Origin of the sequence: Streptomyces sp. XY006 (assembly GCF_002237655.1) — a bacterium.
Lineage (GTDB): Bacteria > Actinomycetota > Actinomycetes > Streptomycetales > Streptomycetaceae > Streptomyces > Streptomyces levis.
In genome coordinates this window covers 152,088-165,295 of record NZ_NOKT01000006.1, presented here as the reverse complement: position 1 = coordinate 165,295, position 13,208 = coordinate 152,088, and the positions used below count along the sequence as shown (strand labels likewise).

At 71.8% G+C, this 13,208-nt stretch carries 7 protein-coding genes; 1 reads left to right on the top strand and 6 read right to left on the bottom strand.

What is annotated here, in order from left to right; all coding sequences use genetic code 11:
- Positions 1-66: 66 nt before the first annotated feature.
- The 6 genes from CHR28_RS09570 to eccD form a co-directional block, all read right to left on the bottom strand.
- The gene (locus CHR28_RS09570) at positions 67-3,711 is read right to left on the bottom strand and encodes an AAWKG family protein (RefSeq protein WP_094053133.1); all 3,645 of its coding nucleotides are present in this window, start codon (positions 3,709-3,711) and stop codon (positions 67-69) included.
- Positions 3,712-3,839: 128 nt separating this feature from the next.
- Positions 3,840-4,310, bottom strand: a complete 471-nt coding sequence (locus tag CHR28_RS09565) for a type VII secretion system-associated protein (RefSeq protein WP_094053084.1) — start codon at positions 4,308-4,310, stop codon at positions 3,840-3,842.
- A gap of 131 nt (positions 4,311-4,441) precedes the next feature.
- On the bottom strand, positions 4,442-4,750 hold the full coding sequence (locus CHR28_RS09560) for a WXG100 family type VII secretion target (protein WP_094053083.1): 309 nt from the start codon (positions 4,748-4,750) through the stop codon (positions 4,442-4,444).
- 88 nt (positions 4,751-4,838) lie between these two features.
- The gene (locus CHR28_RS09555; protein WP_094053082.1) at positions 4,839-5,174 is read right to left on the bottom strand and encodes a hypothetical protein; all 336 of its coding nucleotides are present in this window, start codon (positions 5,172-5,174) and stop codon (positions 4,839-4,841) included.
- A 542-nt stretch (positions 5,175-5,716) separates the two neighbouring features.
- Positions 5,717-7,309 carry a type VII secretion protein EccB gene (gene eccB, locus CHR28_RS09550; protein ID WP_094053081.1) on the bottom strand — a complete coding sequence of 531 codons (1,593 nt, stop codon included), beginning with the start codon at positions 7,307-7,309 and terminating at the stop codon, positions 5,717-5,719.
- Between the two features lie 42 nt (positions 7,310-7,351).
- Complete coding sequence (gene eccD, locus CHR28_RS09545) at positions 7,352-8,752, bottom strand: type VII secretion integral membrane protein EccD (protein ID WP_094053080.1); 1,401 nt, start codon at positions 8,750-8,752, stop codon at positions 7,352-7,354.
- Between the two features lie 453 nt (positions 8,753-9,205).
- On the opposite strand from eccD, the gene eccCa reads away from it, so the two are divergent.
- Entirely contained in the window at positions 9,206-13,207 is a 4,002-nt protein-coding gene (gene eccCa / locus CHR28_RS09540) for a type VII secretion protein EccCa (protein ID WP_094053079.1), read from the top strand.
- Position 13,208: the final 1 nt, after the last annotated feature.

Genomic DNA, 13,208 nt, shown 5'->3' with positions numbered 1-13,208 from the left:
GATCTTGCCTCGTTGCGCTCCCGACGGGAAACCCGGGGCCGCTCGGTGGTGCGCCGACCGCGCCGGTCACCGGCCGATGACGGCCGGCGCGCCGCCTTCGTCGGTGCCCCACACGTCCGCGTCCTCCTCCAGGTAGTCGGCGGACGTGGTGGCCCTGCGGCCCGGTTCCGCCTCCTCCTCGGAGGACTCGCCGCCGGTGGTCGACACCCGGGAGGCCGGCGCGAGGAAGGTGGCGTCGTCCTCCTGGCGGTTCCACGGGCTGCGCCGACGGCGGTTGCGCCGCTCGCTCTCCTCGGCCGCGTCGACGAGGACGGCGCGCACCCGCTCGCCGTTGCCCCGCTCACCGCCCGCACCCATGCCGCCCATGCCGCCCATGGGCATGCCGGGACTGCCGGGCATGCCGGGGCTGCCGGGGGCACCGGCCAGGGCAGCCGGACTGAGCGGAGTGGCCTGGCTCTCCGAGAGCGGGGCGGCACCCCCGGAACCGTCCGCGGCGAAGGACTCGCCCGCGGAGAGGCCGCCGGGAGCCGCGGTGCCGGCGGAGAAGCCACTGCCTCCGCCGAGGCCCAGGTCGGACAGCGGCACGTCCCGGGAGGTGGTGAAGTCGCTCCCGCCCCCGGTCGTGTTCAGGTCGCCCAGGCCGTCGAGTATGTCCGAACCGCCGCCGTCACCACGTGCGTTGAGGTCGCGCAGGTCCACGGTCTCGGTGCGGCCCTGCGGATCGGTGACCGTGGCCACTCCGGTGTCCGGGTCGATGACCTGCCTGCTGCCGTCGGGGAAGTCCGTGGTGAGCAGGCCGTTGTCCAGGCGGGTGGTGGAGCCGTCCGGGTTCGTGACCTTCGCCCCGTGGGTGAGGTCGGTGGTCGTCGTGGAGCCGTCCGGGTGCGTGGTGGTGAGCATCCCGTTGTCCGGGTCGAAGACGCTCTCGCTGCCGTCCCGGAACGTGGTGGTGAAGTCGCCGTCGGTGTCGAGCGAGGTGTGCCCCCCGGTGGGCGTCTCCAGGCCGGACCGGTCGATGTCGAAGCCGTTCAGATCGCCGAGATCACCGATCGACTCGGTCGTCACATCGGGGTTGAGATTCCCGAGGTCGCCGAGATCCCCGAGGTCACCGAGCTGGTTCTGGGCGTTGAGGTCCCCCAGGCTGCCGAGGTTCTCGGTGGTGGTCGTGCCGTCCGGGCGGGTGGTGGTGGCCTGGCCGGTGTCGGGGTCGACGGTCTGGGTGGTGCCGTCGGGGAAGGTGGTCGTGAGCTTGCCGTCGTCGCCGAGGGTGGTGGTCGAGCCGTCGGGGTTGGTCACCGTGGCGCCGTTGCCGAGGTCGGTGGTGGTGACGGAGCCGTCCGGGTGGGTGGTGGTGAGCACCCCGGTGTCCGGGTCGAAGGAGGAGCGTCCGCCTTCGGGGAACTCGGTGGTGAGGTCGCCGCCGCTGGTGAGCTGCGTGTTGCCGCCCGTCGGGGTGTCGAGCACCCCGTCGCCGCCGTTGATGCCTTCGAGGCTGCCCAGGTCGGTCGTCGTGGTCGTGCCGTCCGGGCGGGTGGTGGTGGCCTGGCCGGTGTCGGGGTCGACGGTGTGGGTGGTGCCGTCGGGGAAGGTGGTCGTGAGCTTGCCGTCGTCGCCGAGGGTGGTGGTCGAGCCGTCGGGGTTGGTCACCGTGGCGCCGTTGCCGAGGTCGGTGGTGGTGACGGAGCCGTCCGGGTGGGTGGTGGTGAGCACCCCGGTGTCCGGATCGAAGGAGGTGCTGCTGCCGTCCGGGAAACCGGTGGTGAGTTTGCCGCCGTCGAGCTGGGTGCTGCCTCCGGTCGGCGTGCGCAGAGAGGAACCGGGGCCGTTGTTCAGGCCGCCGAGGTTGCCGAGGCTCTGGGTGATCGTGTCGTCGGCCGCGTTGTTGTTCGTACCGCCGGGGCCGTTGTTCAGCCCGCCGAGGCTGCCCAGGTTCGTGACCGGGGGGATGCCGCCCGGCGTGCCCTGGCCGTCGCCGCCCGTGCCGTTCACGTCGCCGAGGCTCCCGGTGACCGGGATGTTCTGGTTCAGCAGGTCGTCGAGGCTGCCGAGGCTCTGCTGCTGCGGCCCGTTCGGGTCGTTCAGGCCGCCGAGGCTCTCCTCCATCGCCTTGCGCTGCTCCTCGGCCTCGCGCTTGGCCTCCTCCTGCTCGCGCTTCTGCTCCTCGCGCAGCTCGTCGGCGTACTTCTTGTCCTCGTCACGCTGCTGGTTCTGCTCGTTGCGCAGCTCTTCCTGGTACTTCCTGGCCTCTTCCTGCTCGCGCTCCTGCTCCGCGCGCAGTTCGTCCTGGTACTTCTTGTCCTCCTCGCGCTGCCGGTTCTGCTCGTTGCGCAGCTCCTCCTGGTACTTGCGGTCCTCCTCGCGCTGACGCTCCTGCTCCGCGCGCAACTCGTCCTGGTACTTGCGGTTCTCCTCGTTCTGCCGGTTGATCTCCCGCTTCTCGTCCTCCAGCTTCTTCCTCTCGTAGTCGTCGGCGGCCGTCGTGGTCGACTTCGGCTCGGGCAGGTTCTCCGAGAAGTCCTTGCCCAGATCGAGGAAGTGGTTGTTGAGGGAGGACTGCACCTGGGCGGCGGGCTTGCCCAGGTACTCGTCGACGCCCTGGGTCCAGATCTTGACCGCCTTGTCACCGACCTTCGCCCAGTTGGCGATGTCGGTGAGGTCGCCGTACTCCGGATGCTCCTGGAGGAAGCCGGCCTGGGGCGTGTGGTAGGTGGAGCTGCTGTAGCGCGAGTACGACACCTTGATGTCGGTCTTGGCGACGTTGTTCGCGTCCACCCACTGGGCGAGGTCGTCCAGCACGTAGCGCAGCACCTGGTGCGGGTCGTAGTAGGGGGACTTGGCCCAGTCGAGCCACGCCTTCAGCAGGGTGTCGGCGGCGTCCTCCAGGTACTTGCGGCCCAGGGACAGGGCGCGGGAGTAGACCGTGTTGCCCGTGCCGGTCTCGCTGCCGGAGCCCGGGCTGGAGTTGAACGTCTCGACGTAGTTGTCGTAGTTCTCGCGGATCTTCTTCAGCAGGCTGCGGAAGACCTCGGCCGCCTCGCCCTTCCAACTGGCGTCGTCCCGCCCGAAGCGGTCCTCCCAGTCCTTCAGCACCACCGCGTGGTCCTTGAAGAACTTGGCCGCGTAGTCGAAGGACTCGCCGGCGGTGTCGAAGGAGTTCAGGTCCACCACGTCGCCGCCGCCGACGCCCAGGTTGCTGAAGCGGGCGTCCTGGGTGCTGCCGCCGAGCAGGGCGAGGAGCGCCGCCCGCGGCCCGTTCATGTACCGGGCGAGCGGGATCGTGCTCATCTTGTCCTTGTTGTAGTCCGTGAACTCGTTGCCCTCACGGACCTGGGCGTCGTGCACGTTGTCGGCGTTGGGATTGGCGAAGATGATCTCCTCGCCGGCCTTCACCCGGCCTTCGAAGACGATCCGCGCCTGCTTGATCTGGGTCTTCTTGCCCCGGTCGAAGAACCAGATGTCGTAGTCCTCGCCGGTGTTCACCAGGAAGCCGGAGTCCTTGACGAGCAGGCTGAGGCTGCGGTCCTTGATGTCCATCCGGAACAGCTTGCCGCCGTGGTCCGAGCGCAGGGTGTCGAAGATCGTGGCGCGGTCGGGTACCGGATAGCCGGTGATGTGGGTGACCAGGGTGGCCCAGGTGTCGGACGACGGATCGCTGGCGTTGTCGAACTTGTCGAGGTTCGCAACGGAGTTGGGATCGTACCGATCGGCCACCGGGCGCCCTTTCTGGTCGGTGCCTGTCATCCGTGCCGGTGCACGGCGTCCTCATGCCGTGTGCAGCCGGGTGTGCCACGGGGCGTGCCGGTCGGTCCGGGAGCGGGGCCGGCACGCGCGGCGTGATGTCAGGTCTCGTCGTTGGTCCCGCCGGAACCGCCGGCGGTGAGGGTGTCCACCTCTTCGAAGGTCATCAGCAGCGTCTGCGCGTCGATGGCGGAGAGGTTCTTGTCCTTGGTCTTGTTGGCCTCGTCGATGGTGTCGCTGAGGGCCTCTTTGAGCTCTTTGAAGAGCTCCATCTGGTCGCCGAGGAGCTTGTCGATCGACTCGGCCGCGGCGCGCACGTCCTCGATCAGCTTCGGGCCGGACACCAGCGGCTCGGTGACCATCTTGCCGATGCGCAGGAGCTGCTGGTTCTGGTCCAGGTTGCCCGGGGTGGTGTGCCCGTCGATGAGGTGGCCGAGCGGGCGGATGTGGGCGCCGTCGCCGTCCTCGCGGTGCTTCTTCGCGGCGGTGTACACCGGCTGCACCTCGTTGTCCCGGAAGTTCTCCATCTGCTTGAGATCAAAGTGCTTGACGTCGGCCTTCTCACCGGCCATGGGACGTCCTCCTGCGACTTGGTGCCGGACGGGGGGCGGGCGGCACCGGCACGGCCTCCCGCCCGGCGTCCGGAGCGCGGGAAACCGTACCGGTGAGGGGCCGGACCGGTGCCAGCCGGCCCGGCCCGGTGCTAACGAGCCCGGACGTTGCCCCAGTTGTCGGCGCTCCTGCGCTCGTCACGGGAGTGGTTGTCGTGGATGCTCTGGATCAGCTCGCCGCTGTCACCGAGCAGCATGGCCATGTTCTTGGTGGCCTGGTCCCACTCGGCCTGGACCTGGACGTACATCTGCTGGTCGGAACCCTCCCAGGAGCTGACGAGCGGCTTGAGCTCGTCCTCCAGGGTGTTGAGGGTGTTGATGATCTGCTGGGTCTGGTCCCGCAGATCCTCGATGGCCCGCTGGACCACGGGATACTGCACGTCGATGATGCCGTCGGCCATGACGTCTCCTCTCGGGTGGCCGGGCGCCCTGGCCCGGGAAGCTCACGGGGTCCGGCCTCGTCCGGAGGGCCGATGCCGGAGGGGGAAGTCAGAGCAGTGCTTCGAAGACGCCCTGGGTGGTCTTGCTGTTGAGGACCTCGGTCAGGTCCTGGTTCTCCTTGGCCAGACGGTCGGCGGAGGTCACGTTCTCCTGGAGCGCGTCGATCATCTTGCTGATCTGGACGACGACCTTCTGCGCCTCGGCGTTCCAGCTGCGGAAGAGCTTGAGGAGGGCCTGGCCCTCGTCGCCGCCGACGCCGGAACGCGCGGCCAGTTCCGCCACGTTGGTCTGGATCTTCTCGACCTGGGTCCGGGCCGACTCCAGGGACGAGACGCCCCCCAAGCCCTTGGCGTAATCCGCTTTCCTCGCGGCACTGTCCGCCACGTCGCGCTCCCTTCGTTCGAGCCAGTCCTGATCACCACGTTGCTCGCCGAGGCTAAAGAGAACCTCGCGTTCCGCGCAACGCGCGCAGGGTTGTTTTTGAGCTTCGGTCGCTTCTTCAAGGACCTTACATACAAGTCGAGTTGCGAGGAGGTTTCGTCGGGGTGAAGGTATCGGCTTGTCCGGCCGACGCGTGCGCGGCCGTCTTTCCTCCGTGCCGCGCGATACGGGCAGGAAGCGGGCACTCGAAGGCGGCAAACGGTCACCGCGACGGCGCGTTTCCGAAATGTCCGCGCAGCCCGCGGTGATTTCGCGAGACTGCCCGCCGGTATTCTCTGAGCTTTATTTGAGCTTTCTTCCCGGCTTCGGGCATTTCTTGTGACGGCCTCCGGTGGCGGCGGGGGCCGGGGGCGGTTGTTTCGCCGCGCCCGGTGTCCACGCCCGGCCCCGCCGACTACGCGCCACCGCGCTTCAATTCGGCTGGAATTCGCCCTTGCCGCCGCCCCATTCCTTTTCGTTCGGTGTGTACGGGTCCCTTGTCCGGATCACTGCGGGGTGCCGACTGTGTCGGCCTTGTCCGCCCCGCCCTCCGCCGTGCGCTCGCCGCCCGCCGCGCGCTCGTCCTCCCGCTCACCGGTCGTGCACGTGGGGGCCGTGACCCTGGTCTTGGCGGCCCCGGAGGCGGCGGCCGGGTCCAGGTCCGCTCCGGTCGGGAAGGAGGCCAGCAGTGGCGCCGGCACCGAGTCGATGTCCCCGGTCTCGTAACCGAGCGCGGAGAGCGCGTCCTTGGAGGCGACCCGGTACTTCACGCCGTTGTCCGCCACCAGGTAGGTGGTGCCCGCGTGGGCGGCGCCGCTCGCGTGCAGCGCCCGGACCAGCGCGCCGTGCCCCGGCCGCACGACCGCCGCGTCCGGCGGCGCGCAGGCGGGCTCCAGCGGCTCGTCGGTGCCCTCCGGCACCGCCACGGGGGCGAGCTGGGTCAACGGCACCAGCACCGAGCTGATGCGGACGCCGCCGTCCGCGCCGTCCACCTTCGCGCACAGCGCGCTGCCCCGCGGCGTGGACAGCGCGGCGGGCGGGGCGTCGGGCAGCTCCGCGGACCCGGCCGGGGGCGCGTCCTTCGCCCGGTGCTCGCGCAGGGTGTCCGCGCCGACCGTGCGCACCTCGGGCGACTTCCCCTGGTAGGCGTCCTGCTGGGTGGCCGGATCGCCCAGCACCAGGGCGGCCCCGAGCCGGGTGAGCGGCACCAGGCCGTCCCTCTGGAGCAGGTGGTAGGTGCTGTCCCCACCGGGCACGCTCACCTTGAACAGCTGGCCGATCCGGCTCGCCTCGCCGCCGAGCTCGGGACCCGCCTCGCCGCGCCCGGGCACCTCGGGCGGGCTGAGCGCGGGACCGGGAGCCAGCGCGTCGAGGAAGGCCGCGGAGACCGGCATCGGCCGCTGGGAGCCGTAGCCGAGGGCGTTGCGGGCGTCGGAGGCGCGGTCCAGGGCCAGTCGGCTGCCCCGCCACACCAGGTACTCCACGCCGTCCGGGCCGCGCACCAGCACCGCGCGGTCACCGTCCATTCCGCGAGAATTCACGGGCGCCCCGGCGACCACCGTGGTGGCACCGGGCTTGTTCACTCCCGTGTCCGTCGCGGCCGGGGAGGTGCTGGGCAGCGCCCCCTGCGGCCCGGTGACGCACATGTGCCAGGCCCCGTCGTCGAGTTGACCGGCGTCCGGCACGGTGTCCGGGGCGCCGGGGATGCCGACCGGGGCGCCCACCGGGGTGCCTCGCAGCGAGGCGGTGCCCACGTCGCTGGTCTCCAGGTCGGAGCCGCCGATCAGCCGTGCGGAGGCGTAGTTGCGCACCGGGTGCAGCACACCGTCGGTGCCCGTCCACAGGTATCGGGCACCGGTGTCACGGTTGATCACCAGGTGCTCGCCGTCCCGCCAGCCGTCGTTGCCGCCGGGACGCAGCAGGCCGTACACGGTCGCGCCCGCGCCGATCAGGACGGTGAACAGCACGCCGAACACCACACCGCGGGTGGTCCGTCCGAGCGGGCTCTCCGGGGCGTCCGGGTCGGCCGTCAGCAGGCCCGAGCTGAGCCTGCCCATCATGAAAGCGTGGGCCTGTACCTGGTCGCGCTTGGACTGCACAGCCTCTCCTCAACTCGTTCTCGGTGAACCGGTGTCCGGACCTCAGCCGAACAGCCCCCGCAGCCAGCCGAACAGGCCCGCCACCCACAGGCTGAGCGGCAGCAACGCCACCGCCAGGCCCGTGTGCGCCAGCTCCGCCGCCCGGCCCCAGTACGGCAGCACCCGGCGGCCGGGCACCACCCAGGCGGCCACCACGAGCGCGGCCGCGGCGCCGAGCAGGACGGCCGTCACCACCGTGCGGCCGGTGTCGCCGCTGTCGAGGGCCCAGGCGCGCGCCAGCAGCAGCAGACCCCACACCCCCGGCACCGCGAGGGCCAGCCGCTGGGCGATGTGCACCAGGCCGCGGCTGTGCAGGAGCAGCAGCAGGCTCAGCGCCAGGCATGTGAGCACCTCGGGGAGGTTCGGGTGCTCGGCGAGGACCACCAGGGCGGCCGCCGCGACGGCGCCGGTGGCGGCGAACAGCGCGGTGACCCAGCGCCCGGCCAGTTCGGTGCGCTCGGCGACCTCGCTGCCCGCGTAGGGCTCGATGCCCTCCTGGAGCTGACCGGCGGACGACGGCAGCGCGGGCATCCGCATACCGGCCAGCTTGAAGGCGAAAGGCGCCACCGCGCCGGCGCCGAGCGCGACCACCGTCGCCACCAGCGCCGCCGAGGCCGGCGCGTCCAGGCCGCTGTAGCCGATCAGGGCCCCCGCGACGGCGGCGGCCACCGAGACGACGGCGGTGGCGGTGAGGGCCGGTGCGCCGACCGCCGTGGCGGCCAGCGCGAGGACGGCCCCGCCCGCGCCCGCGGCACCCGCCGCGAGCAGCCGCGCCCCGACGACCTGCGCCGCGTCCGGGCCGGTCGGATCGCCCCCGGGCAGCACCCAGCCGGCCACGGCCAGGCAGGGCGCGACCAGCAGACCGAGGGCCGCGGCCGAGAGCCGGTCCCCGACCGCGCGACTGGCCGTCCCCGCGCCGGCCAGCAGAAGCAGCCCGGTCACCCCCGCGTGGACCGGCCGCACGGAGGAACTCACCCCGGGCCAGAACACCAGCAGCAGAGCCGTCATCACGGTCGCCACCGCGGTCCCCACCAGCAGGCCGCGGGCCGCCCCCGGGTGCCAGTCGTGCAGCCGCCGGCCCGTGGTGTCGGCTATCCCGTCCACCAGGTCGTCGAGCCGGGCCTCCGGCAACGCCTCGGTGTGCGGGCGCAGATACAGCACCTCGCCGTCGGTCAGCCCGGCGTGGGCGAGCGTGGTCTCCTCGTCGAGCGGGGCGTCACCGAGCCGCTGGAGCACCCAGCCGGCGTGGTCGAGTCCGGCCTCCTCGGCCTCCTCGCCGACATAGCGCAGGAGCGTGGGCAGCAGATCGGCGACCGGCACGTCGGCGGGCACCGCCAGATCGACGGAGACGCTCGGCGCACGTACGGTCAGGCGGCACAGTTCGGCCACCGCACTGTCGGTCATCAGCTGAACTCTCGTCTTCCGTGGGGGGCTTGGCAGGGAAACGTCCCCCGGGCAATCAGGGACGGGTGAAGAGTACGTAAGGTATATGCGGGCCGAGAACACGGGCCCGGGGAAGGGGAATTGCACCACACAGGACCGCAAGCACCCTCCCCGCGTGGACAGGTCGCGTCGGGTGAATGCAGACTACTGCCGACGCCCGCCGGATTGTGCTGCGGACCGGACCAGCGCCGGACACGGAGCCGATCCACCCATGGAGTTGACCGCCCCTTCCCGCCCGGACACGCACCCGCTTTTCGCCGTGCCCGGAAACCAGCACGAGTCGGCCCGGTGCGACACTTCCCGCTACCGCCCCGCAGCGGCATTCGGAGCGGGCCGAAAGCCCAGTGAACCCGGAGGTTCTGTCCCTTGAGCGTGGTGCTGTTTCGCCGGTCGGCCCGCAGGCGCGGACCGGAGATGCCCGAGGGGCAATTGACCCTCCAGGAACCGCCGGTCCTGTCCGAGACGATTCCGGACACCTCGGCGATATGGACCTATTTGCCGATGGCGCTCATGTCGGTGTCGATGATGCTGATGTTCCTGCGCCCCGGCGGCGGCAACGGCGTCTTCATCTACCTGGCGATGGGCGTCATGGCCCTGTCCGCCGCCGCCATGCTGCTGGGCCAGCTGATGCGCCGCTCCAGCGAGCGCAAGCAGCGCCTCAGGGGCGAGCGCCGCGACTACCTGCGCTACCTGGCCCAGATCCGCAAGCGCGTCCGGACCACCATCGTCGAACAACAGCGGGCCCTCGCCTGGCGCCACCCCGAGCCCGCCTCACTGCGCTCGCTCGCCCGCACCTCGCGGCTGTGGGAACGCCGCCCCGCCGACGAGGACTTCGGCGAGGTCCGCCTCGCGGTCGGGGAACAGCAGCTCGCCCTCACCCTGCAGCCGGTCTCCACCCGCCCCGTGGAGGACCTCGAACCGCTGTGCGCCCACGCGCTGCGCCGCTTCATCCGCGCCTACTCCACCATCCCCGACCAGCCCCTCGGTCTCTATCTGCGCTCCTCCGCCCGGATCCTGCTGCGCCCCGAGGAGACCTCCGGCGACCCGTCGGCAGAGCCGGGCACCACCGGCGCCCCGGCCGGGAACGGGGGAAGCGACGCCGTCCGCGCCCTGGTGCGCGCCGCGCTCGGCCAGCTCGCGGTGTTCCACGCCCCCGAGGAGCTGTGGCTTGCGGTCTGCGCGAGCGACGAACGCCGACCCGACTGGGAATGGGTCAAGTGGCTGCCGCACGCCCTGCACCCGCACGAGGAGGACGGCGCCGGCCAGGTCCGCCGCATCACCGCCGACCTGACCGAGCTGGACGACCTGCTCGGCGCCGAGTTCGCCGAACGCCCCGGCTTCGACGCCGACGCCCGCCCCGGCCGCGACGAGCCCTACACCGTCGTCGTCCTGGACGGTGTCACCGTCCCCGAGGGACACCGCTGGGAAGGACACGGCTACCGCAACGCGGTCGTGCTCGACGTCTCCGGCGCGCTGCGCTGGCGACCCGGCCGTAACACACTGCGGCTGACCGTCGGACCCGAGCGGGTCAGCCTGGTGCGCACCGACCGCAGCCGCAAGGAGCGCTCCGTGCCGCTCGGCCGCCCGGACCGGCTCGGCCCGCTCGGCGCGGAGTCACTGGCCCGGCTGCTCACCGCCCGCCGCATCAGCCTGGGCACCGACATCGCGCAGCCCCTGGACACCGACGTCGAACTGACCACCCTGCTCGGCATCCCCGACCTGCACCGGCACGACCCGCAGACCCTCTTCGCCCGGCACACCGGCTCCGCCCGGCTCCGGGTGCCCGTCGCGGTCGGCGTGGACGGCCGCCCCGTGGAACTGGACATCAAGGAGTCCGCGCAGGGCGGCATGGGCCCGCACGGCATGCTCATCGGTGCCACCGGCTCCGGCAAGAGCGAGCTGCTGCGCACCCTCGTCCTCGGCCTGGCCCTGACCAACTCCTCCGAGACGCTCAACTTCGTCCTCGTCGACTTCAAGGGCGGCGCCACCTTCCTCGGCCTGGAGGAACTCCCGCACACCTCCGCCGTCATCACCAACCTCGCCGACGAGGTCGCCCTCGTCGAACGCATGCAGGACGCCCTGCACGGCGAACTGATGCGCCGCCAGGAGCTGCTGCGCGCCGCCGGCAACTACACCTCCGCCCTGGAGTACGAGCGGGCCCGCGCCGCCGGTGCCGACCTGACCCCGCTGCCCAGCCTCTTCGTCGTCGTCGACGAGTTCAGCGAACTGCTCTCCGCGCACCGCGAGTTCATGGACCTGTTCGTCATGATCGGCCGCCTCGGCCGCTCCCTCGGGGTGCATCTGCTGCTCGCCTCGCAGCGCCTGGACGAGGGCCGCATGCACCAGCTGGAGAGCCACCTGTCCTACCGCATCGGCCTGCGCACCTTCTCCGCCATGGAGAGCCGCGGCGTGCTCGGGGTCCCGGACGCCTACCAGCTGCCCGCGCAGCCCGGCAGCGGCTACCTGAAGTCCGGCGTCGAGGCACTGACCCGTTTCCGCGCCGCCTACTCCTCCGGCACCTACCGCCGCCGCACCGGCGCCGTCGTCCAGGCGCGGGTGGCCAGCCAGGTCGTCCCCTGGACCAGCGGCTGGGTCGTGCCGCGCACCCTGGAGGCGGCACCCGAACCCGAGCCGGAGACCAAGGAGACCGGCGACGAGGAGACCCTGCTCGACGTGGCCCTGGACCGGCTGCGCGACTCCGGCCCCGCCGCCCACCAGGTGTGGCTGCCGCCCCTGGACGAGCCGTCCCCACTCGACGCCCTGCTGCCCGGCATCGCACCCGACCCCGAGCGCGGCCTCACCGCCACCGGCTGGCCCGGCACCGGCAAGCTGCGCGTCCCCGTCGGCCTGGTCGACAAGCCCTTCGAACAGCGCCGTGACCCGCTGATCGTGGACCTGTCCGGAGCCGGCGGCCACGTCGCCATCGCCGGCGGCTCGCAGAGCGGCAAGTCCACTCTCGCCCGCACCCTGATCAGCGCCCTCGCCCTCACCCACACACCTGCCGAGATCCAGTTCTTCTGCCTGGACTTCGGCGGCGGCGGCCTCTCCCAGCTCGCCGGGCTGCCGCACGTCGGCGGTGTGGCGGCGCGCCTGAACCCCGAGCGGGTGCACCGGGCCGTCGCCGAGGTGATGACGCTGCTGGCCCGCCGCGAGCAGTTCTTCGTCGACCACACCCTGGACTCCATGCAGTCCTACCGGCGCCGCCGGGCCGCCGGCGAGTTCCCCGACGAGCCGTTCGGCGACGTCTTCCTGGTGGTCGACGGCTGGTCCACGGTCCGCCAGGACTACGACGACCTCATCCCGAAGTTCAACGAACTCGCCGCCCGCGGCCTCAACTACGGCATCCACCTGCTCATCACCACCACGCGCTGGGTGGAGCTGTCCGCCCAGGTCCGCGACCAGGCCGCCACCCGCCTGGAGCTGCGGATGGGCGACCCGATGGACTCCGAGATCGACACCCGCAAGGCCCGTTCCGTGCCCCGCAGCGGCGGCCGCGGCATCACCGCCGACACCAAGATGCACTTCCTGGCCGGGCTGCCCCGACTCGACGGCAGCGGCTCCCTCGACGACCTCGGCGACGGCGTCGCCCATCTGGTGGCCGAGGTCGCGCGGCACTGGCCCGGGCCGTCCGCACCGCAGATCCGGATGCTGCCGCACCGGCTGCCGCTCGCCGAACTGCCCGCGCCCGAGGCCACCGAGGGCGGCGGCATGCGGCTGCCGCTCGGCATCGACCAGGACGCCCTGGAACCGGTCTGGCACGACTTCAGCCGCACCCCGCACCTGATCGTGGTCGGCGACACCGAGAGCGGCAAGACCAACCTGCTGCGCCGCGTCTCCGAGGGCATCACCGCCCGCTACGCCCCCAACGAGGCGAAGATCATCGTCGTGGACTACCGGCGCACGCTCGTGGACACCGTGCCCGAGGAGTACCGCATCGGGCACGTGATCTCCCTGGACAACCTCAAGGAGACCGTCGAGGGCGCGGCCCGCGCCATGAAGACCCGCGTCCCCGGCGCCGACATCGCCCCCGCACGGATGCGCCAGTGCGACTGGTGGAGCGGCCCGCGCCTGTTCATCCTGGTCGACGACTACGACATGGTCTCCGGCAACGCCTTCCAGAGCCCCTTCGAGCCGCTCTTCGAGCACCTCACCCTCGGCTTCGAGATGGGCCTGCACCTGGTCGTCGCCCGCAGCGCCATGGGCGCCGGCCGCGGCCTGAGCGACGGCCTGCTGCGCCGCCTCGACGAGGCCAACAACCCGGCCGTGCTGCTGTCCTGCCCGCCCACCGAGGGCCGTCTGTTCGGCAACGCCAAACCGCGCAACCTGCCCCCGGGCCGGGCCCTGCACATCGCCCGCCGCCGCGAGCGGCTCATGCAGACCGCCCTGGTGGGCGAGGGCGAGGGGCAGCAGGCCTGAG